This window comes from Vulgatibacter incomptus (genome assembly GCF_001263175.1).
Classification (GTDB): Bacteria; Myxococcota; Myxococcia; order Myxococcales; family Vulgatibacteraceae; genus Vulgatibacter; species Vulgatibacter incomptus.
In genome coordinates, this window is sequence record NZ_CP012332.1 from 1415005 (window position 1) to 1434047 (window position 19043).

Sequence of the window (19043 nt, forward strand, 5' to 3'; positions counted from 1 at the left end):
CTTTTCGAGAAGGGCGTTCGGGCGGTAGGGGTTGAGGAGATCCCGGATCCAGTGGCGGGAAAGCCGCCTTTGGTGCATTGAGTCGAGGGCGCCTTCCATGACCGTGGGATGCGCTTGACGGGCGGGGAACTTGCGCCGTTCACCATGCTACACTGTATGAACGGCTGCGGGAATTGACGTATCGGAGGGAGGGAAGATGCGAGACTTGAAGTTCAAGGTATTGGTCGGGCTGATGCTGACGGCTGCTGTTGGTCTGTCTGGCTGTGAGGCGGACGATAAGGACAAGCCCGAGTTGGAGCGGCGGATCTCGGAGATCGGCGCCACATTCGACGGAGGCCGGTTCTTCAACGTCTCTGTGACAGCAGAGGAGACGCAAGCCACCTGCATTTTCGCGAAGTCCACTGTTTGGACCAGCAGCGGTTACAAGGCAGGAGGCTACCATAAGACGCGTTCCATGACGGAACGCGCAATGGATATTGGGAAGACCTTGAATATGCAGTGCCGGAACGATGATCTCCGGGAGAAGTTGAGAGACAGATAGAACGCCCGGAGGGGCAGATCGTCTTTCAGCTAAGGAGCTCGAAGAATGAAGAAGCGGACTAAGGAGCAGACTCATCGGGCCACTCACTTGGCGAACCTTCTCCTCGTAATCGAGGAGTGCTCTCCGATCCATGGGGATGAGTTGAGGGAACGCGCTGCGATTCCCGACGTGAAGTGGCATGGCGTTGCGATGGCGGACGCCTTCAATAATGGCTTTCTCACCGTGAACCCGGAGAGGGATCGCGCTGATCCCGGTACGCTGTTCATTCTCACTATGGAGGGAAAGGGCTTTATCAATCTCTCCGAAGACGAGAGGAAGGCTTTCCCGCTGAACTTCGATCTATCGAAGTACGAGCCGCCTTGCCCGGACGAGCGAGAAGGAAAGGACGCGGACGCATGAAGAAGACGATTATCGCGATGGTCCTTGGCGCTGTCCTGGCGGGCTGCAATGGAGCAGGGAACAAAGCTGAGTTGGAACGTCGGATCTCGGAACTGTCATCGAAGGTGGCGAATGTCGAGGTTCACGAGAACAGTACGCAAGCAACCTGCCGCGCGTCAGCGACCATCGTTTCCCATGACGGAGGCTATGGACCAAACGGCTACAAGATGGATGGGACGACTTCCGTAAAGGCAGCTGAGATCGCGCGCATGTTGGATCTCAAATGCACGACGGAGGGCCTTCTCGACGAAGTGCGACGCAAGAGAATTGAACAGGGCCTTCCCGACACTCCGATTACCGTTGATTCTCCTCCGCTGGGTATTCGGCGGTATTGACGTAGACCTCGGTGCGTAGGTGAAGAGGGGCGCGGTCCATGACCGGAGCCCCTTTTTCTTTGTCCAATCGAGCCGATCCGCTCGCTATGAGGAAGGAGGATCCAACTACAGGAGAATTTTAGATGAAGCCAAAATTTGGAAGACCGATAGGGACACTATCAGGAGAAGATATCGAACGGTTCTGGGCCAAAGTTGATATTCGGTCTGACGATCTGTGTTGGGAATGGAAGGCAAGTCGAAATATTGACGACTACGGACAATTCTCTCTAGGCGGAAAGCCTCGTCGGGCAAACAGGGTCGCTTGGTCAATTGCCTACCATGCGGACATTCCGACCGGATTGGTGTTCCGACATAAATGCGACAACCCGCCGTGCTGCAACCCGAGCCACCTTGAGATCGGGACCACGTTCGATAACACAATCGATATGACGAAGCGGGGCAGGGCATCACATTTGAGGCTCCTGGGGGCAGACGTATTGGAGATTCGACGCCTCTACGCTAGTTCCACCATGACCCAAAAGGAGATCGCCAATCTGTTCGGAGTGGATCAATCCACAATCAGCAACGTCACTACGGGAAGAAGGTGGCGCCCTCTATTGGAGGGGCCGACGCCATGAGCCCCGACCAACTACCAATCGATCTCCTCGTTCGTATCTCGGGCACACTGGACCAGATCAACCGGACACTCGGCACCCTGGCTGCCACCATCGGGAACCCTTCTCGCGTGCTCGTCTCGCAAGCGGAAGCCGCGAAGAAGCTGGGGGTCCGCAAGGAACGGATCAGCCAACTTGTCAAGGACGGAAAGATCCAACTCGTGGAGACGGGTGGACGCCCCAAGATCAGCGTGGACCAGATTGAGCGGCTGGCAGCATCCGGGGATCTCGCGCCCAAGAGGCGAGGGCGCCCACGGAAGAAGCCGGTTGGATCGAACCTTGGATCGATCCTCGACTGGCGACCGATGGTGAATTGAACCGTAGGCCAGAGGATTTGCGGGATCCTGTAAATTCAACGATGTCGACTGTCTGTTACTCTAAGTGAGAGGCGGATCCCGTCCACACTCTATCCACACTCGCAGGGACCAGACGGGAACCGGAGGGGTATGGAAACCGCCTGGATTTCATGGAAAATCCAATGAAAACAACGGCTTCCGCTCGCTTCCTAAACCGTAGGCCACAGGTTCGAGTCCTGTTGGGGCCGCCAAAGAGTTCCCAGTAAATTCAATACTTAGGGGATCGGAGATGCTTTCCGGTCCCCTTCGTTTTTGCTCCCAAAACGCCCCTTTTTGACCCCTTCCAGTGGGGATGGAGTGGGGATGGCGTGGGGATGGAGTGGGGACGGAGTGGGGACGGAGTGGGGACGGAGTGGGGACGGAGTGAGGACGGAGTGAGGGCCAGCGGGCGACGAAAAACCCGCCGGTAGCCCGGAATTCGCAACACCCATCTGGGTCACTCTCCAATGCGACCAGCCGCGGCCATCTCGACACGGCGCAGGCCGAGCCTGGTCCCGATCGGCGTCACGACCGGATGCGCGACGAGGACAACCGCCGCGGAGCCGAAAACGCGACCGGCCGTCGCTTTGCCCTCGAGCCCGAGCACGAGCCACCCGCCGGCGAGCAGGTCGAGCTGATCGATGACGCGAAAGACCCGCCCCGCGATTCCGCCTTTGGTCTTGCCCTCCCCGATGCCGAGGCGACGCTTTGCGAACCTGTTCGGCAACTCCGCCAGCATGGCGGCGGCGCCGAGCGCGAAACCGTGGCCGAGAGACATCATCGCGGCCGGTGATCCCGGCAGGTCCAGGAGCCATTGGGAGATCGCCGTGCCGATGGAGACCACAGCGAGCCCACGCCACGTCTTGTTCCGTCCGAACCATCGCTGCTGGACGGGCCGATCGAGCGCGACCCACCATCCGTACCGGATGGCGAGCCCCAGCGCGAGCGAGCCGCCTAGGAGCGGGCCGAGCAGGACGGAGGCGCGAGCCGCGTCTGCAGGGAGGTCCCAGAGCCTCACGCGTGTCGAAGGGGACGATGGATCGGCAAGCCCTCGAGGTCCGGGACCAGGCGGACCGCCAGGCGACACGGCCGAGCCTCGGTGTCGAGGATCTTCTCCAGGTCCATCGGCGTATGCACCATCGCCGGCATCTCCGGGCGCGCCCCATGCACCGAGAAGATCGCGTCGCAGACGGTTCCGGAGCAGGTGACGCCACGCAGGCGGTACATCGCTCTCGCGCGTTTCGTCCCCGCCAACCTTTCGAACGCGACGAAGACGCCCATGATCCACAGGTCCAGGGTCACCTCCGCACGGCCGAGCCAGCGCAGCATCGCCACCTCGTACGCGGGATCTCCCTCCAGGATGACGATGTCGTACTGGTCCCGGAAGAACCGCTCGAACGGGTGGTACCGAACACGCTTCTTCAACATGCCGAGGACGCGTCCCTCGCCAGCATAGATGCAGACGTGCGGCATCCGACAACCCGTCATGAAGCGAATGAAGCGCGACCTGCGGCTCGTGCGGTGGTTGAAGAGGATGATGTCTCCCGGGCGTGCGAGCGCCAACGCCTCGTCGAGCAGTCTCGACCGCGCCTCCCGGGACAGCGAAACCGTCCGAAGTTCCATCACGGCCTCCTCCTGCGCAGGCGAACGAAAAGGAATACACACTCCGAGCGAAACCGATCGGCATCGAGCATTCGTAGCAGCCTGGCGTATCCGCCACCTGCCGCCCAATCGATCACGCGGGACACGGCAGGCGTGATCGCGCCTGCGAAACCTCCGGCCAGCCGCCGGCCCAGCTCGAGCGTCGGCGCGACCTCCGCCGTGGCGTCGCGCTCACACTCGATCTCCCAACTCGCTCGCTCGGCGCGTCGCCGAAACTCGTCGAGGGAGTGAAGGTCGGTGAAGACATCCGAGCGTTCGCGGAGAAATGGAGCCGCGAGCACGAGCGAACCGCCGACCGCCAAGAGCTCATCGCTTCGCACCAGCAGGTTGTCCAGATCGACGTAGTTCGACGATTCGCTGAAGAGGACGCAGTCGAATCGCCGCCCGAGAGGAAAATCCTCGAAGCGAACCGGAACGAGCTCCAGCGCCGGCCCCAGGTGTCGCCTGGCCCACCGCGCCTGGTCGGGATCCGGCGAAATGCTCGTGACCACGTGCCCCCGTCCCGCGAGCGCCGCTGCCACGTCACCCGTCCCCGTCCCCACGTCCAGCAGCGTTCCCGCCTCCCTGGGAACGAGCTCGACGACCTCGTCCACGAAGCGGCGCTGTCCGTTCCGGAGGGCCTCGACCGAGGTCGCCCCAGACCGCCCTTCAGAAAACCAACCGTAGTGCAGCGAGAGTCCGGCTGCCTCGACCAGCAGCGGAAACACCCGCCCGTCGCCGCGCCTCGCCCAGGCTGGCCCGACTCGGTCGGGATTGAAACCAGGCATCCGGTCCATCGTGTCCCCGTATTTGCTGCCCCGGCCCTCCCAGCGAGGGCCATTGGCGCTGCAGCCATCCAAGGACGAGTGGCGCGCGGGGATCCGGCCACACCAGCGGTTCGAGCGACCGTGCCGTTCGTGGACGGCACGAGACCGCGCGAGGTATGGCTTGCGTCCTGATGGAGGTCCTCGCACCGGCATTTGGCCGCCGCCTTGATCGGTGAGCGATCTGACGGCTCTGGGCGTCGGGTCGAGAAGCGCACGCTTAGCGGGCGCAGGATCTTCTTGCCATCGGCGACGGGAGCCTTGCCGCCTACGCCGCCGCGAAGACGGTGCCCGACGACCCAGGCTCGGCGGCCTCGGCCAGGAGCTGGCCGGGCCCCGCGCCGCAGGCGTGCACTACCTCGACGCCCGGCGGCGAGGGCGCCCAGCGCCTCCAGCCCCGGGATCAGGCCGCCGGAGATCACGCCCTCGGCGGTGAGCCGGTCGGCATTCGTTGACTGTTCGGGACCGGCGCTCCAGCTTGAATTCAGTGCCCGCGAAGATGTCGGAGAGAAAGAAGGCAGCCCTTCGGGAAGCCGTGTACGAGCTCCTCTCCCGGGTTATTCCCGTGGTTGGCGAGGGCGGTAGCATTCCATTGCGATCCGTCGCCGAAACGATCGCTGGCGAGAAAATAGGAAACAGTGTCAAGGACGCTCTTGACGCACGCGGGAAGATCTCGTTCGAGCCCGGGAAAGCTGGAAAAGCCAAGTTCGAAAACACCGGGAAGGCGATGACCTTGGGCCTGAAGACGTTCAAGCTCAAGGTTCCCGAGCGGCTCAGCGGCTGGGCGGAAGTGCTCGACGACGACCAGGGGGTGGTGCTGCACTTCGACAAGGATCACACGCTCTCGGCCTGCAAGGGGCCAGTCTGCGCCGATGTCGAGGCCATCGAGCTCACGAAGAAGCGCATCTTCGTCGATCTGGAGGGTAAGGCGTTCGACCGGTCTTTCGATTTGGAGGCGAAGGAAGGCGAGCGAGAGGCGAAGGCTTCCCGGGAGGAAGAAGAAGAAGAGGAAGAAGAAGAGGAAGAAGAAGAGGAGCCCGCCAGCCGGGAAGAAGATCGGCCCACTAGGGACGCGAAAGTCGCCGCTCGAAAGGACAGGCGTGTCGAGGCGTCGGCCCGGAAGGACGAGAAGCCAACGGGTGGGGCGAACGCTGCCTTGCGCAGCGCCGTTCACGACGCGTGGTCGAACATCCAGTCCGGCGTAGGGCAAACCCTCCAATCCGCGGCCGAGTCGCAATGGGCGGCGAAGCAAGCCGCGCACAAGGCAGCTCGGGACGCAAAGACCAACGTCCAGTCTGGTGTTGGGCAGACGCGCAAGTCTGCTGCCGAGAGCCAGAAAGCACTCAAGGAGGCCCCTCGGAAAGCACGTGCTTCGGCTCGCGAACGGCTCGAGCAGTCCAAAGAAGCGAAGCGACCACGGGGCCCGGCTGCAAAACCGAAGGGAGGCGAGTCGCGTGGCGGTGGCTACCTCGGCATGACCACGTATCCCGTCCGGCTCCCCGCAAAGCTTGCCGACGAGCAGGACGCCGCCGGTGGTCTGATGGTCCTGGAAGTCCAACCTGACGGTCCCGCCGACGAGGCGGGCCTGCTGCTCGGCGACACGCTACTGACACTCGGCGACAGGCCAATGCGCAATCCCGGCGATCTCAAAAAGCTGCTGTCCCCTGACCGCGTTGGCCAGAGGTTGGAAGCAAAGGTGCTGCGCGCGGGCAAGACAAAGCACGTCACGGTCGAGGTCGGTGCCCCCTGACGTCCGCAGAGACCACCGCAGCGGCTGAGACCGCACCGTTCGACGCGACGCGTTACGACTCCACGGTCACGTTGAAGAAGCCGTACACGAAGACGTTCTTGTCGTTCGCGGGCGGATGCCCCGTGACGAAGAGCGTGAGCTCGAGCTCGTCGCCCAGGAGCGCGAGATCGACGTGGTCGGAGGTGTCGAGGTCCAGCATGGTCCTCCAGCCACCGCCGTACCCGTCGCTGTTGTCCATCTCGCCGATCTTCACCCTCTCGTCGCTTCCACGCCGTCCCGCGAAGACGGAGATGTGCTTCACGTAGTCGAAGCTCTTCTCGTCGTCGTCGTCGGCCGTGAAGGTCACCATGTGGAGCGTGGCGTGTTTGACATGGCCGCCGGCAATTCGCAGGGCGCGAACCTCGTCGTTGTCGAGCAGCTTCACGCGGGCGACCGACTCGGGCAGCGGGAGCTCGTGGTCGGTCCAGCTCCCGTCGGGCTGGCCGGAGACGATCATGTCGCCTTTGAACATGACCAGGGTGGAAAGCGTGGTGGTGGTCTTGGCCTCGCCGCATCCGGCGAGAAGAACGGCGAAGACGACCAGCAGTGCCATTCGCATGGTGAATCCTTTCGTTCGCGACATAGCGTTCGAAGTCGATTTCGGAACGTGTCCAGCCGGCCCCCCTGGATCACGCGGAGCTGGACAGCCAGGCGATCATCCCCCTTGAGAACCCCAGCTGTCAAATGAGCTCATACAGACTGCCCGCCAACCTCGCCGGCGCCGGGACCGGCCCCAGGGCCGTTCGGCGATGGCCCAGGCGGCCGGCCAAGATCGCTCCTAGCCGCCTCGCGATGTTCACTGCTATGCTTGCCGACGAATGGAGGTTCCTCTCGGACAAAGCATGATGGCCCGAAGAGTGGGCTGGGAGACGTGCCTCAGTGAAATCAGCGCTCTTGAACTGCATAGGTCTCGCCATTTTTGCCGTGGTGCTGGGAACGGGATGCCCCTCGTGCGACTGTCATGTCCCCTGCGGCGACACGCCACTCGTCATCGCACTCCCTGACGAAATGGAACCCGGCAGCTGGTCATTCGAGATCGACGTCGAGGACGGCAGGCGGTTCGTGTGTGAGGCAACCCTGCCCATGGTGCAGGAGTCCTCCGCCAGCTGTAGCGACCCCGAACTCGAGCTCAGCCTCCTCCCAGATGCGGTAGGCGTGGAGAGCGTGCCAACGTTCGAGTTCAAATTTCGGCCGGTGCGCGTGAAGATCGTCGCACTGCATGAGGGGCAGGTGGTGACGAAGAAGACCGTCTGGCCCGTCTACAAGACGGTCTACTCGCCCACCCCCACTTGCCCCGACGAGCAGTGTGCGCTCGAGCACCTGGATCTCTGAACGATCGCCTCCCTTCAATGCCCATCGCCTGACCCCCTGCTGAAGTTCGGCCGCGAGAGGATCATCGTGCGGGTCTTCTAGTACCCGCACGAGCGTTCGGCGATGGCCCTCGTGGCCGCCGAGAACGCTCCTGTCCGCCACTCGATGTTCAATAGCGCGCATCTGCTATGCTTGCCGAAAGATGGGGGTTCCTGTCGGACGCAGCATGATGGCCCGTAAGGTGGGCTAGGAGACATGACTCAGTGAAATCAGCGCTCCTGCACTGCATAGGTCTCGCCATTTTTACCGTGCTGCTTGGAACGGGATGCCCCTCGTGCGATTGTCATGTCCCCTGCTATGACACGCCACTCGTCATCACACTTCCAGACGAAATGGAGCCCGGCAGCTGGTCATTCGAACTCGATGTCGAGGACGGCAGGCAGTTCGTGTGTGAGGCAACCCTGCCCATGGAACAAGAGTCCTCGGGCAGCTGTAGCGACCCCGCTCTCGAGCTCGTCGCATTGACGGTAGGCGTGGAGAACGTGCCAACGTTCGAGTTCAAATTTCGGCCGGCGCGCGTGAGGATCGTCGCGCAGCATGAGGGGCAGGTGGTGGCGAAGAAGACCGTCTGGCCCGTCTACCAGGCGGTGAACCCGCGCAGTCCGGAATGCGCAGGCCAGGAATGCGCGCTCCTGCACCTGGAATTCTGAGCGATCCCCTTCTTCCCCGAGCCTCACGGCTCGAACAGATCGGGATACCGCCTCGGCTGAGACCGCAGGTACTGCTTCGGCGCTTTCACGGTGGCGCCGAAGTGGGCGGCGGCATGCCAGGGCCAGCGGGGGTCATAGAGGATCGTGCGGGCGAGGGCCACGAAGTCCGCGTCGCCGGTGCCGATGATCGCCTCCGCCTGCTCGAAGTCGGTGATCAGCCCGACCGCGACGGTGGGCAGGCTCGTCGCCGCCTTGACGGCGCGGGCGAGGGGGACCTGGTAGCTCGGCCCGACCGGGATGCGCTGGGCGGGCGTCAGGCCCCCGCTCGATACGTGGATCGCGGAGCAGCCGCGCCGCTCGAGGGCCTGGGCGAAGGCGATCGTTTGCTCGATATCCCAGCCACCCTCCGCCCAGTCGGTCGCCGATACACGCACGCTGACCGGGCGCTCGGCAGGGAACGCCGCGCGCACCGCGTCGAAGACCTCGAGGGGCAGGCGCATGCGGTTCTCGAGGCTTCCGCCGTACTCGTCGTTCCGTTGGTTGGAGATCGGCGACAGGAACTCGTGCAGGAGGTAACCGTGTGCGGCGTGGATCTGGAGGGCGTCGAAGCCGATCTGCGCGGCCCTCCGGGCGGCCTCGGCAAAGGACTTGCGAACCGCGGTGATCCCCCCGGCGTCGAGCGCGAGCGGCGGATGCTCGCCCTTCGCGAAGGGGACGGGCGAGGGCGCCACGGTCTGCCAACCCCGTCCCTCGCCCGGGCGGATCTGGCTTCCTCCCTCCCACGGCGCCCGGGTCGACGCCTTGCGGCCCGCGTGGGCGAGCTGGAGGCCGAGGGGCATGTCCGAATGGCGGCGGACGGCGCCGATCACACGGGCGAGCGCCTCCTCCGTCTCGTCCGACCACAGGCCGAGATCGTCGGGGGAGATCCGGCCCTCGGGAGTCACCGCGGTCGCCTCGAGCATGAGCAAGGCCGCGCCGGAGAGCGCGAGGTTTCCGAGGTGGATGACGTGCCAGTCGGTAGCTCGCCCCTCGTCGGCCGAGTATTGGCACATGGGCGCGATCACGATGCGGTTGCGCAGCTCGAGCGATCCCACACGGAGCGGGGTGAAGAGGGCGCTCGGTTTCATCTCCGTTCCTCGGTTCGATCGTCGCTCACGTAGGGAGAATCTACGGGGGCGAGGCGCGACGATGCACGCCGCGGCTCTCCAACTTCGAAGCGGTCGCCACGCTCGCCGGGTCGCTTGGTCGAGACAGCACGCCAACGCTGGCGTACCGTCGCCCCATGGCGACCAACTCCGGAAACTCCTCCTTCATTGAAAACCTCCGAATCACGCGGTTCGGCGTCCTCCTGGCATCGCTGGCGATCTTCCTCGGGTTCGCTCTGGGCGGCGCGTTCGGGGGATGGAGGACCAGATCGTCGAGAGCTTGCGGGCGAGCGCGGACGCGGTCCGCGATACGGTCTACCGGGGCGACGAGGCGAAGGTCCAGGCGGTGGTCTCGAAGAGCTGGACGTACTTCAAGAGGGCGCACATGCATGGCGGCGGGATCGGGACGGCGACCCTCGCGCTGCTGCTCCTTGTCGCAGCCTTGCGTCGCCCCTCGCCAGCGGCGCGGGCGCTCGTGGGCTGGGCGCTCGGTCTGGGCGCGGTGGGCTATCCGGCATACTGGCTGATCGGCGGGATGCTCGCGCCCGGGCTCGGAGGCACGGCGCAGGCGAAGGAGGCGCTCTGGATCCTGGCGTTCCCGTCGGCGGGCATTCTCCTCCTCGGCGTACTGGGCGTCCTCGTCCTGGCGACGATCGAGTTCTTCGTGGCGCCCAAGCCCTCCGGCGCCGATCAGAGCTTGAGGAGCCAGCCGACGGACAATCGCGCGACTGGCGCGTAGTAGCCCAGCTTGTCGAACATTGCGCCCCCTCGCAGTCGGATGTGGAAACCGGATTCGGCGCCGTATCCGTAGCCCAGGGTCGCCTCGCCGTATCCGTTCACGTCCTCCTCGTCGTTGACCCACAGCTCATTGTTCGGGTTCTTCATGAACGACAAACCCAGGAGAATCGCGTGGGTTGGAGCGTAGAAGCCGGGCTTCGCGAGAGGTACGAAGGCCACGATTCCGCCGCCGACCAAGCCGTCGCCTGCCCCGACCAACCCGGCCCTGGCAGCGAGGTAGGCGTACTCGTGTATTCGGAGATTGGCCTCCACGTGGGCCCACTCGTTGAAGCCGGCTCCCGCGTACAGCTCGATGGGGAGTGTCGGCACGCCCTCGGCGTTCGCAAGCCGAGGAGCGATCAGGCAGAGGCCGAGCAGGACTGCAACCGAGGCGCGTTTCATTTCGTCTTTACCCTCAACGAGCTACGACAATCAGTGGACTGGCCGCGCAGGCTCGAAGCGCGATCCGAATGGATCACATGCTGAGCCAGATCAACTGCAGTCCCGCCTGCGATGCCGTCGGTACGAAGGACTTCCCCGCGTAGTCGAGCTTCGATCCGATGGCGTGGGAGGCCTCGAGTCGAAGGCCGAAGCTGGACTCGTCGAGTGTGAGGAAGATCAGCGTGAGGCCGGCGACGCCGCGGAGCCCGACGCTCGCGCTCTCCGACTCGAAGCGCGGCGTGTCCTCGCCGTCTGCGGTGATCGAATAGCTGCTCCAAAACGGCCCCACGCCGGCGTGGACCGCCAGCTCGTCGCTGAGGGCGAGCGATCCGCGGACGTCGAAGAACCAGCCGCTCTGAGACGCGATCTCGCCGTCCCTATCGCCCTTCGAATTGGAATATCCAACGCCGAGGCCCAGCGCATAGCCGTCGTCGAATCCCACCATCGCCTGGGTGTACACGCTGCCGCCCATTGCGACCTTGGCAGAGCCTTCCGGGTGCTCGACGATCGAGGGCCCAAGGTTCGCGCCCAGCACGAGCCCGAAGCGGTTCTCCCGATTCTCCCTGCTGGTCTCGATCGTCACCCAGTCGCCTTTTCTGTCGACGATGCGATCGACGTCGTGATCGCCCGAGCGCAGGGCCTCGGCGCCCACTCGGGCCATGCCGGTGATGCATCCGGTGGAGGACAGCCAAACGGCGACGGCAGCGGCGACGACGCGAGTCATGGGGGCTTCTCGGTGGTGATGGTGACTTGCACCCTATCAAACACCGCGGAGGGGGCACCGATAAACGCATCGAGCGAGGAGGCCGGAAGCGCCGGCCTCCTCGGTTTCGAATCATCCGGAGGGAGGGGACATCTCCTCCCTCCGTGGGGCCTGGGTTACGGCGCTTCGCGGACCCAGATGTAGTAGGGATCCAGCGTTCCTCCGCCCAACGCCCCTAGCTGCAGCCGGTAGGTGCCCGACTTGCTTGCTGTAAACATGGTCCGCGAGCACGTTCCGATGCCGTGGTGGTCGTCGCTCTCCACCAGCTCAAAGGTGGGCCAATCGTAGACCAGGATGCCGGTCGTGGTCGTCGTCCCGTTCCCGAGGGTGCACTCGAAGGGAGCTCCTACGAAGGTCTCGACGGAATAGGTTCTGCCCGCCACCGCTTCGAACGAGTAGAAGCCCCAGAAACCAGCATATTGAATCATGCTCCCCACGTTGATCTGGAAGCCTGGGTAGAGCAAGTCGTTTCCCGGAGGCGTAGGGATGATCTCGACGTTGCCGCAGAAGCCCAGGTCGCAATACTCGGGATCGCCATTGTCGCATCGGCCCAATGGATGGATGAGGCCGTCGTCACACGGAGCGTGAGTGTCGACCTGGAGGCTGTAGGGGCCGGTGATGGGATCGTCGGAGCTGACGACGATGTCCAGAACTTCGTTCGGCTGGATGAGGAAGCCGTCGATCTCCGCGTGCATTCCGAAGCCCTGCTTGCCGCGGACGCACATGCTGGCGTTGAGCGGGTCGAAGGGCATTCGGTAGATGAAGACGTACGGATCCTTCACGAACGTGCCGTAGGCACGAATCGTCTGGGGGCTGCCGGTCTCGTTGATGACCCGTTGCGAGACGTAGAACTGGCCGGCGCGAGAGTACGGTCCGCAGTCGTCCCGCACCCGGGTCCAGGAACGCTCGCCGAGCTCGCCCTCGAAGACGATAACGCCGCCCTGGGGCGCGATGGGCGTTGCTCCCCAGGGGTTGGTGGTGCCGCCCGTGCCGCCCGTGCCGCCCGTGCCACCCGTGCCACCCGTGCCACCCGTGCCACCCGTGCCGCCCGTGCCGCCCGTGCCGCCCGTGCCGCCCGTGCCACCCGTGCCACCCGTGCCGCCCGTGCCGCCCGTGCCGCCCGTGCCACCCGTGCCACCCGTGCCACCCGTGCCGCCCGTGCCACCAGTGCCACCAGTGCCACCCGTGCCACCCGTGCCACCCGTGCCACCCGTGCCACCCGTGCCACCCGTGCCACCCGTGCCACCCGTGCCGCCCGTGCCGCCCGTGCCGCCCGTGCCGCCCGTGCCACCCGTGCCGCCCGTTCCGACATCGCCACCGGTTCCGCCGGTGCCGACATCGCCACCGGTTCCACCAGTGCCGACATCGCCACCGGTTCCGCCTGTACCGTCATCGCCACCGGTTCCGCCCGTACCGTCATGGCCGCCGGTTCCGCCCGTACCGTCATCGCCGCCGGTACCGCCCGTACCGTCCTCGCCGCCGGTTCCACCGGTGCCGACATTGCCTCCGGTTCCCCCGGTGCCGTCATCACCACCGGTTCCGCCGGAGCCAGCATCGCCCCCGCTGCCACCCGCTCCGACCGGACGGCCACCGGTACCACCCGTACCGACCTGGCTGCCTCCGCTACCCCCGGAGCCACCGTTTTCCTCGGAGGACGAATCATCCGATGCAGGTCCGCAGCCGGCCGCGACTGAAACGGCCGCGACGAGAATGAGTGCTCGCAACTTCCACAACATCTTGATTCTCCGATCTTTGTGAAAGATTGATCTCTACCTGACGGTAGAGACCGATCGACGTACAAGCTGAGGCGTCAATCATATTGGAGCACGAAACACTTGGCGTGTCGAACCTCGCGACCCTTTGATACTGAACAGTAGCTCTGCCGGCCTGCGTCACGCCCCGTGCGGATCCAATCGACACCCGAGCCTCGCGACTGCGGGCACACCGAGGCCGTTGGAGGCGAGTTGCCGCCGTAAATGCGGGAATTGGAGGGGGAATTGCGGGCGGGAGGCGTCAGGGTGAAGCTCTCCCGCCCCGTTCTTACAGAGGGCAGGCGCGATACTGGATCACGACCTCGGCGCCTTCGGGCGGCCCCCGTCCGAAGATGAACTCCACGAGGTTGCGGACGTCGCCGTAGCCCCAATTCCGCTCACCTTCCGTGAAGGGCCGCACGAGGACGCCGCTCACGTGGATCTCTAGCTGCTCGTCAATGGATCCTTCGCGAATACGGGCCGGCCAGTGCGAGAGCTCGAAGACCCGCTGCCCGTCGGCAGCATGGAAGACATCGCGGATCGACGTCGCTTCGCCTGCGTGGCCGACCAGCCGCACCTCGAAGGCGGGCATCCCGTCCACGCGGATTCGCAGTCGTCCGGTGGTCTCGCCAGCCTGGAGCGGCGAGAAGAGCACCGGGAAGCGCAGCTCTCCGCCTGCCGGCACGCCGCGGGGCAGCTCGGGCACCGCGCCGCGCGAGAACGCAGCGTTGTCTCCCGTGTCCGCCTCCATCACTCGAACCTCGCGCTCGCAGTGATTGTGCAGGACGATCGCACCTTCGGCGGTGCCGCAGCCGGGCGCCGCTACCTCCAGGACCAGGCGCGCCGGCTCGAGGGTCACGCAGGAGTCGCTCGGCTCCGTGTGCGCGTATGCCTCGAAGCGGAACCCGCGCTCGAACGTCTCACCGTTCGCCAGGAGTCGCACCGTGGGCTCGACGACGATGGCCTCCGCCGGCTCGAAGGTGAGCCGCAGGAGCAGCTCGGCTCCCGCCGCGAGGACCCGGTCCTCCACCGGCGCCAGGCGGACAACATCGCGTCCCCTCTCGAGCGAGACGTTGGTCACCGCGCAGGGTTCGGATCCCAGGTTCGTCAGGTGGATCTCGTAGGATCGGCTCGTCCCGGCCTCGATGGGGTCGTACGAGCGGGTATCGGGGCGGATGCCCAGGGTGCAGGAGGAGGGCGTTCCATCCTCGCTGCCGTCCGACCGCTGGTGGCCGGGATCGGACGAGTCGTCGTTTGGAGCGGTACCCCCGCAGCCGACCGAGAGGATCAGCGCGAGGGTCGAGATCAACGAAGCGTGCTTCATCTGAGACTCCGTGTACTGCAATGGCGTTAGGGCAACCGGGGAGCGAAATTCTGCTCCTCGTCGCCTCGGCTCGTCAAAGGGGCCCCATGTGGGGGCGACAGGACCTCAGCCGGGGAGCATTGGCGGTTGGTAGGCGCGTCTCCTACCCAAGGAGCGCCCGGGTCGCCCTCCGCTGCGGCGATCCTCTCTTCGCGCCGGGCCTGACGTTGGCTATTCTCCCGCCGATCGCCCGCGACGTGGGCGGCCAGTGCGGGGCGATACCCCGCCGTCGAGGGAGAATCATCCATGAAAAATTGGTTTGGCATCGGCATCGCGCTTCTCGCTTTCGTCGTGACGGCCTCCGCATGCGGAGGCGGCAATGGCGATAGCGGGAAGGAGGCATCGTCGTCCGGCTGCGCGGAGCTGTGCGACCATATGGCCTCGTGCGCGGAAGAAGGCAGCGACATCGTGCGCGCCGGCTGTTCGGGAGCCTGCTCGATCGGCGTCTACACGAAGGAGCAGATTGCCTGCGCTACGCGCGCGGCTTGCACCGATGTCTCGAGCTGCTTCCCGCAGGCATCGGAGGAGTAGCGCCCCCTTGGGTCGAGCGGGCAGTGTGAGGAGCGCGTATGACTCGGCACATGCGAACCGCATTCGTCGCCGGCGCTACTGGATACACCGGGCGCGAGGTCGTACGGCAGCTCCGGCAACAGGGCGTCCGGACGATCGCGCACGTTCGCCCCGGCTCGCGGGCGAGCGGCTGGGCCGACGCGTTTCGGCGATGGGGCGCGGAGGTGGCCGAGGTTGCCTGGGAGCCCGAGGCGCTCCGGGGAGCGATCGAGGTCGCAAGGCCCGACGCGGTGTTCTCGCTCATCGGGACGACCCGCGCTCGTGCGAAGCGAGAGGCGCTCCAGGAAGCAGACATCTACGACGCGGTGGACTATCGCCTGCACGCGATGCTCGTCGACGCCGTGTCGGCGACCTGCCCAGGCGCACGGCTCGTCTACCTCTCGTCCATGGGCGCGGATGCGTCGTCGCGAAACCCCTACCTGGCCGCCCGCGGACGAGCCGAGCGAAAGCTCGTCGAGAGCGGCTTGCCATGGACCATCGCGCGGCCTTCTTTCATCAGCGGGCCCGATAGGGACCGGCCGAGACGCATGGAGCGGGTCTCGGCCGTAGTCGCGGATCGCCTCCTTGGCGTCGCGGGGATCTTCGGGGCTGCAGGGCTACGCGAGCGGTACCGTTCCATCGACAACGTCGCGCTCGCGAGTGCGCTGATCGCCGCCGCGTTGAACCCGGCGTTCGCCGGCGAGACTCTGCCGGGCGAAGCGCTCCAGCGCCTCGCGGCCGGGCAGGCGTAGCCGCTCCCGCAAATTCCGTTGGCACCAGGAATCTCGCCGAGGTCGCACCACCCAAGGGTTTCCCGGTGGTCAGGAGATCCTCGCTTCTCGGAGGGCCGTCACTTTGGGTAAGCTTGTCTGAACAGCTGCCCAAAGGGCGGCCAGGACGGGGCCCAGGCCGCCGCCGCTCGGGGGGAATCGAACATGAAGAATTGGATGGTTGTTGGCTTCGCGCTGCTCGTTCTCGTCTTCACGGTCTCCGCTTGCGGAGACGACGACAAGCTGACCTGCGAGAGCGTCTGCGACCGCCAGGGACAAAGGTGCGGCGACGATCCCGACGAGATCGCCGATTGCAAGGCCACGTGCAAGCGCGTCAAGATTCCGTCCAATGTGCTCTCCTGCATCGATCGGGCGGATTGCCCCTATGAAGCTTCCGTGGCGTGTTTCGCGATGGTCAAGCCGACGTCCGAGTGTGTGGAGATGTGCGACCACCTGGTCTCTTGTTTCGAGGATGACGACGAAACCGAACGCACCATCTGCACGGGGCAATGTTCGCTCGGTTTCTACACGAAGGAGGAGATTGCCTGCAGCACGCGCGCGGCTTGTAGCGAAATGATGAGCTGCATAACCGGATCACCTCCGCAGGATTAGGTCGTTCTCGCAGGATCCCTACGCCTTCACGCTGCGGCGCGTAACAACCTCGTCCGAGTCGCTATCGCGCCACGATGTCGTGCCCGCCGTTCGGCTGGGAGGTGCGCGGGAAAATCCGCTTCTGCCTTCCCGCCGTGGCCTCGGCGAGTGCAATGGATCGGACGATTCGACGGGAGTAGACTTTCGGGCACTTCGCGAAAGGCCCCGCGTGTCCATCCCGTCGATTGAAGATGCAGCGCTCCTGGAGAACAACCTCGTTTTCAACGAATGGCACCGTGGGAGCGTCGAACGCGATCCCGCCGCCATTCGGATCGGGAGCCACATTCCGGGCTTCACCTGCGTGATCCCTCTCGACGCATCCGGGAGGCTCGACGAGACCCTCGGCGGTTTCGACCGCGCGAGGCTCGTGCCCTGGAGCGATGTACGTGAGGAAGATCTCAGGGAACGCGGATTCGCCCCTGCGGGCGCGCTCTGCTTCATGGTGCTCGACGAGGAGAGGATCGACCGTCCGGGCGCCATCGAGATCGAGGTCGTCCACGACGCAGATGCGATGAAGCGCTTCACCGAGGTGCAGGTCGACGGCTTCGGCGCGTCGGCCGAGGAGGCGCCCAAGTGGAAGGCGTGGCTCGGCGAGGCGAACCTGCGAAACCTCGGGCACGCGAGCCAGATCTTCTACGTCGGCCACCTCGCTGGTGAGCCCGCCGGCGTCACGCTCCTCGTCCAGACCGGGATTGTTGGCGGCATCTACGCGGTGGCCACGCTGCCGCGGCATCGTCGCCACGGCGTGAGCCGCGCGCTCCTCCAGCGCGCAATCCAGGACGCGCGCGCCCGCGGCTGTGAGACCATCACCTTGCAGGTCTTCGAGGGGAGCGCCGCCTACGGGCTCTACCGCTCGCTGGGCTTCCGCGACGCGTTCCGCTCTCCAGTCTTCGCGCGGTAGACCGCGTCAGGCCTCGGTGGAGCATCTCGTCGAATGCCATCTGGACGGGCGCTGAGCTGCTTCCTGCGGGAGGCGGCCCTGTCGGCGCCTGGTGATAGGCTTCTCTGCATGGACTCGGACGAGAAGAATCGAAAGACCAAGATCACCTACGAGGCAATCGAAGAGCTGCCGCCGAACCTCGTAGGCGAGATCGTGGAGGACACGCTCTATGCGTCGCCTCGTCCGGCGGCGCCCCACGCGCTGGCTGCGTCCGCGCTCATGGTCGCGGTGGGGGGGCCCTTCCATTTCGACCTCGAGGGTCCGGGAGGCTGGTGGATCCTGGTCGAGCCCGAGCTCCACCTGGGGCCGGATGTGATCGTTCCCGATCTCGCGGGGTGGCGACGGGAGCGGATGCCGAACCTCCCCGACGTCGTGCATTTCACGGATCCTCCCGACTGGATCTGCGAGGTGATCTCTCCGCGTACCGCCGCCCTCGACCGGATTCACAAACTTCCAGCCTATGCGAGAGCCGGCGTAGCCCACGCGTGGATGGTAGACCCCCGCGAGCACTCGCTCGAAGTCTTCCGCCTGGCGGAAGACCAGTGGGTCTTCATCCAATGCTGGGACGGGGACCAGCGGGTTCGGGCCGAGCCGTTCGAAGCCGTCGAGCTCGACCTCTCAAAACTCTGGTTGCCCAAGGCGTAGGCGTCCGTTCAATCTCCATCAACAACGAACGGGGGGTGATTCGTGTACATGCCAGCCGAATTTGCGCCTGCGGATCGCGCCATTGGATGGCGGGTCGTTCGAGATCACCCGCTGGGCCTACTTCTCTTGCCAGGCGGCTCGATTGTTCCGCTGCCCATGTTGGGCGACGAGTCGGGTCGGCTCCTACGAGGACATCTCGCGAGAGCTAATCCGGCCTCGTCCTTGCCCTCCGGAACCGAGGTGACTGTTGTGTTCCTTGGGCCACATGCGTACGTGAGTCCCACCTGGTACTCGGCCCCTCGAGAGAACGTCCCGACATGGAACTACGTGATCGTTCAGATGGAAGGGACGATCTCTTGGCTCGGTGAAGAAGAGACGCACAGGCTGCTCGACGATATGTGCGCCAGGTTCGAAGCGCCAGGCGGGTATTCCTTGAACTGGGTGGACGATGCTCGAGTAGCGGCGATGCTACGCGAAATCGTGGGGTTCCAGATCCACGTGCAGGAGATGCAGCCTAAGCTCAAGCTCTCCCAGAACAGGTCTCTCGAGGATCGGTCGCTTGTGCAGAGCCATTTCGCCCAGGCTCCCTCGCCCGGACCTGAGCTCGCCGACTGGATGTCTGGAACGAAAAGGTGAACCTGGCAGGCGCGTTGGACACACGCCTGCCAGCG

General features: G+C 65.0%; 24 protein-coding genes. 15 read left to right on the forward strand and 9 right to left on the reverse strand.

What is annotated here, in order from left to right; translation table 11 throughout:
* The first annotated feature begins 205 nt into the window (after positions 1 to 205).
* The 5 genes from AKJ08_RS05705 to AKJ08_RS05715 all read left to right on the forward strand — a co-directional run bounded on the left by AKJ08_RS05705 (position 206) and on the right by AKJ08_RS05715 (position 2284).
* Positions 206 to 541: a hypothetical protein gene (locus tag AKJ08_RS05705; protein WP_157370505.1), complete on the forward strand. Its 336-nt coding sequence runs from the start codon at positions 206 to 208 to the stop codon at positions 539 to 541.
* A 45-nt stretch (positions 542 to 586) separates the two neighbouring features.
* Positions 587 to 940, forward strand: coding sequence for a hypothetical protein (locus AKJ08_RS05710; RefSeq protein ID WP_050725175.1), 354 nt, complete (start codon positions 587 to 589; stop codon positions 938 to 940).
* Positions 937 to 1314 (forward strand): hypothetical protein, encoded by a 378-nt coding sequence (locus tag AKJ08_RS19125; RefSeq protein ID WP_157370506.1) that lies wholly within the window; start codon positions 937 to 939, stop codon positions 1312 to 1314. The genes AKJ08_RS05710 and AKJ08_RS19125 overlap by 4 nt, the downstream gene beginning before the upstream one ends.
* A 122-nt stretch (positions 1315 to 1436) precedes the next feature.
* Complete coding sequence (locus AKJ08_RS20845; protein ID WP_157370507.1) at positions 1437 to 1931, forward strand: HNH endonuclease; 495 nt, start codon at positions 1437 to 1439, stop codon at positions 1929 to 1931.
* A complete protein-coding gene (locus AKJ08_RS05715; RefSeq protein WP_050725176.1) occupies positions 1928 to 2284 on the forward strand; it encodes a MerR family transcriptional regulator in 357 nt (118 codons plus the stop codon). Before AKJ08_RS20845 ends, AKJ08_RS05715 begins: the two co-directional genes overlap by 4 nt.
* Positions 2285 to 2759: 475 nt before the next feature.
* On the opposite strand, the gene AKJ08_RS05720 is transcribed toward AKJ08_RS05715, so the two are convergent.
* The 3 genes from AKJ08_RS05720 to AKJ08_RS05730 form a co-directional block, all read right to left on the reverse strand.
* Positions 2760 to 3146: a cytidylyltransferase family protein gene (locus AKJ08_RS05720; protein WP_157370508.1), complete on the reverse strand. Its 387-nt coding sequence runs from the start codon at positions 3144 to 3146 to the stop codon at positions 2760 to 2762.
* Between the two features lie 170 nt (positions 3147 to 3316).
* A complete protein-coding gene (locus AKJ08_RS05725) occupies positions 3317 to 3925 on the reverse strand; it encodes a hypothetical protein (protein ID WP_050725178.1) in 609 nt (202 codons plus the stop codon).
* Positions 3925 to 4731 (reverse strand): class I SAM-dependent methyltransferase, encoded by an 807-nt coding sequence (locus AKJ08_RS05730; protein WP_169788755.1) that lies wholly within the window; start codon positions 4729 to 4731, stop codon positions 3925 to 3927. Before AKJ08_RS05730 ends, AKJ08_RS05725 begins: the two co-directional genes overlap by 1 nt.
* A 571-nt stretch (positions 4732 to 5302) precedes the next feature.
* Between AKJ08_RS05730 and AKJ08_RS05735 the strand changes: the two genes are divergently transcribed.
* Positions 5303 to 6517, forward strand: a complete 1215-nt coding sequence (locus AKJ08_RS05735; protein ID WP_157370509.1) for a PDZ domain-containing protein — start codon at positions 5303 to 5305, stop codon at positions 6515 to 6517.
* A gap of 52 nt (positions 6518 to 6569) precedes the next feature.
* On the opposite strand, the gene AKJ08_RS05740 is transcribed toward AKJ08_RS05735, so the two are convergent.
* The gene (locus AKJ08_RS05740; RefSeq protein ID WP_157370510.1) at positions 6570 to 7115 is read right to left on the reverse strand and encodes a hypothetical protein; all 546 of its coding nucleotides are present in this window, start codon (positions 7113 to 7115) and stop codon (positions 6570 to 6572) included.
* 449 nt (positions 7116 to 7564) lie between these two features.
* Here AKJ08_RS05740 and AKJ08_RS05745 point away from each other — a divergent pair, with 449 nt between their 5' ends.
* A complete protein-coding gene (locus AKJ08_RS05745; RefSeq protein ID WP_050725182.1) occupies positions 7565 to 7888 on the forward strand; it encodes a hypothetical protein in 324 nt (107 codons plus the stop codon).
* A 242-nt stretch (positions 7889 to 8130) separates the two neighbouring features.
* Positions 8131 to 8577 carry a hypothetical protein gene (locus AKJ08_RS05750; protein ID WP_157370511.1) on the forward strand — a complete coding sequence of 149 codons (447 nt, stop codon included), beginning with the start codon at positions 8131 to 8133 and terminating at the stop codon, positions 8575 to 8577.
* Positions 8578 to 8600: 23 nt separating this feature from the next.
* On the opposite strand, the gene AKJ08_RS05755 is transcribed toward AKJ08_RS05750, so the two are convergent.
* The gene (locus AKJ08_RS05755; RefSeq protein ID WP_050725184.1) at positions 8601 to 9704 is read right to left on the reverse strand and encodes an NADH:flavin oxidoreductase/NADH oxidase; all 1104 of its coding nucleotides are present in this window, start codon (positions 9702 to 9704) and stop codon (positions 8601 to 8603) included.
* A 274-nt stretch (positions 9705 to 9978) separates the two neighbouring features.
* Between AKJ08_RS05755 and AKJ08_RS05760 the strand changes: the two genes are divergently transcribed.
* The gene (locus tag AKJ08_RS05760) at positions 9979 to 10461 is read left to right on the forward strand and encodes a hypothetical protein (RefSeq protein WP_050725185.1); all 483 of its coding nucleotides are present in this window, start codon (positions 9979 to 9981) and stop codon (positions 10459 to 10461) included.
* On the opposite strand, the gene AKJ08_RS05765 is transcribed toward AKJ08_RS05760, so the two are convergent.
* The 4 genes from AKJ08_RS05765 to AKJ08_RS05780 all read right to left on the reverse strand — a co-directional run bounded on the left by AKJ08_RS05765 (position 10413) and on the right by AKJ08_RS05780 (position 14778).
* On the reverse strand, positions 10413 to 10901 hold the full coding sequence (locus tag AKJ08_RS05765) for a hypothetical protein (RefSeq protein WP_050725186.1): 489 nt from the start codon (positions 10899 to 10901) through the stop codon (positions 10413 to 10415). The genes AKJ08_RS05760 and AKJ08_RS05765 overlap by 49 nt on opposite strands.
* A gap of 73 nt (positions 10902 to 10974) precedes the next feature.
* Positions 10975 to 11664 (reverse strand): hypothetical protein, encoded by a 690-nt coding sequence (locus AKJ08_RS05770; protein WP_050725187.1) that lies wholly within the window; start codon positions 11662 to 11664, stop codon positions 10975 to 10977.
* 155 nt (positions 11665 to 11819) lie between these two features.
* Positions 11820 to 13427, reverse strand: coding sequence for a hypothetical protein (locus tag AKJ08_RS20330; RefSeq protein ID WP_240475449.1), 1608 nt, complete (start codon positions 13425 to 13427; stop codon positions 11820 to 11822).
* A gap of 316 nt (positions 13428 to 13743) precedes the next feature.
* A complete protein-coding gene (locus AKJ08_RS05780) occupies positions 13744 to 14778 on the reverse strand; it encodes a hypothetical protein (RefSeq protein WP_050725189.1) in 1035 nt (344 codons plus the stop codon).
* A gap of 285 nt (positions 14779 to 15063) precedes the next feature.
* Here AKJ08_RS05780 and AKJ08_RS05785 point away from each other — a divergent pair, with 285 nt between their 5' ends.
* The 6 genes from AKJ08_RS05785 to AKJ08_RS18450 all read left to right on the forward strand — a co-directional run bounded on the left by AKJ08_RS05785 (position 15064) and on the right by AKJ08_RS18450 (position 19008).
* Entirely contained in the window at positions 15064 to 15348 is a 285-nt protein-coding gene (locus AKJ08_RS05785) for a hypothetical protein (RefSeq protein WP_050725190.1), read from the forward strand.
* A 50-nt stretch (positions 15349 to 15398) separates the two neighbouring features.
* On the forward strand, positions 15399 to 16118 hold the full coding sequence (locus tag AKJ08_RS05790; protein WP_050725191.1) for an SDR family oxidoreductase: 720 nt from the start codon (positions 15399 to 15401) through the stop codon (positions 16116 to 16118).
* Between the two features lie 183 nt (positions 16119 to 16301).
* Positions 16302 to 16748, forward strand: coding sequence for a hypothetical protein (locus AKJ08_RS05795; protein ID WP_050725192.1), 447 nt, complete (start codon positions 16302 to 16304; stop codon positions 16746 to 16748).
* A gap of 208 nt (positions 16749 to 16956) precedes the next feature.
* On the forward strand, positions 16957 to 17688 hold the full coding sequence (locus AKJ08_RS05800; protein ID WP_050725193.1) for a GNAT family N-acetyltransferase: 732 nt from the start codon (positions 16957 to 16959) through the stop codon (positions 17686 to 17688).
* Positions 17689 to 17721: 33 nt separating this feature from the next.
* The gene (locus tag AKJ08_RS05805) at positions 17722 to 18372 is read left to right on the forward strand and encodes a Uma2 family endonuclease (RefSeq protein ID WP_240475450.1); all 651 of its coding nucleotides are present in this window, start codon (positions 17722 to 17724) and stop codon (positions 18370 to 18372) included.
* Positions 18373 to 18420: 48 nt separating this feature from the next.
* A complete protein-coding gene (locus AKJ08_RS18450; RefSeq protein WP_240475485.1) occupies positions 18421 to 19008 on the forward strand; it encodes an FMN-binding negative transcriptional regulator in 588 nt (195 codons plus the stop codon).
* Positions 19009 to 19043 lie beyond the last annotated feature (35 nt).

Bases quoted from the DNA above. Each gene is read 5' to 3' on its own strand.
- AKJ08_RS05710 (WP_050725175.1), top strand. From the start codon at position 587: ATGAAGAAGCGGACTAAGGAGCAGACTCATCGGGCCACTCACTTGGCG.
- AKJ08_RS19125 (WP_157370506.1), top strand. From the start codon at position 937: ATGAAGAAGACGATTATCGCGATGGTCCTTGGCGCTGTCCTGGCGGGC.
- AKJ08_RS20845 (WP_157370507.1), top strand. From the start codon at position 1,437: ATGAAGCCAAAATTTGGAAGACCGATAGGGACACTATCAGGAGAAGAT.
- AKJ08_RS05715 (WP_050725176.1), top strand. From the start codon at position 1,928: ATGAGCCCCGACCAACTACCAATCGATCTCCTCGTTCGTATCTCGGGC.
- AKJ08_RS05725 (WP_050725178.1), bottom strand. From the start codon at position 3,925: ATGGAACTTCGGACGGTTTCGCTGTCCCGGGAGGCGCGGTCGAGACTG.
- AKJ08_RS05730 (WP_169788755.1), bottom strand. From the start codon at position 4,731: ATGCCTGGTTTCAATCCCGACCGAGTCGGGCCAGCCTGGGCGAGGCGC.
- AKJ08_RS05740 (WP_157370510.1), bottom strand. From the start codon at position 7,115: ATGCGAATGGCACTGCTGGTCGTCTTCGCCGTTCTTCTCGCCGGATGC.
- AKJ08_RS05745 (WP_050725182.1), top strand. From the start codon at position 7,565: ATGGAACCCGGCAGCTGGTCATTCGAGATCGACGTCGAGGACGGCAGG.
- AKJ08_RS05755 (WP_050725184.1), bottom strand. From the start codon at position 9,704: ATGAAACCGAGCGCCCTCTTCACCCCGCTCCGTGTGGGATCGCTCGAG.
- AKJ08_RS05760 (WP_050725185.1), top strand. From the start codon at position 9,979: ATGGAGGACCAGATCGTCGAGAGCTTGCGGGCGAGCGCGGACGCGGTC.
- AKJ08_RS05765 (WP_050725186.1), bottom strand. From the start codon at position 10,901: ATGAAACGCGCCTCGGTTGCAGTCCTGCTCGGCCTCTGCCTGATCGCT.
- AKJ08_RS05770 (WP_050725187.1), bottom strand. From the start codon at position 11,664: ATGACTCGCGTCGTCGCCGCTGCCGTCGCCGTTTGGCTGTCCTCCACC.
- AKJ08_RS05780 (WP_050725189.1), bottom strand. From the start codon at position 14,778: ATGAAGCACGCTTCGTTGATCTCGACCCTCGCGCTGATCCTCTCGGTC.
- AKJ08_RS05785 (WP_050725190.1), top strand. From the start codon at position 15,064: ATGAAAAATTGGTTTGGCATCGGCATCGCGCTTCTCGCTTTCGTCGTG.
- AKJ08_RS05790 (WP_050725191.1), top strand. From the start codon at position 15,399: ATGCGAACCGCATTCGTCGCCGGCGCTACTGGATACACCGGGCGCGAG.
- AKJ08_RS05795 (WP_050725192.1), top strand. From the start codon at position 16,302: ATGAAGAATTGGATGGTTGTTGGCTTCGCGCTGCTCGTTCTCGTCTTC.
- AKJ08_RS05805 (WP_240475450.1), top strand. From the start codon at position 17,722: ATGCCATCTGGACGGGCGCTGAGCTGCTTCCTGCGGGAGGCGGCCCTG.
- AKJ08_RS18450 (WP_240475485.1), top strand. From the start codon at position 18,421: ATGCCAGCCGAATTTGCGCCTGCGGATCGCGCCATTGGATGGCGGGTC.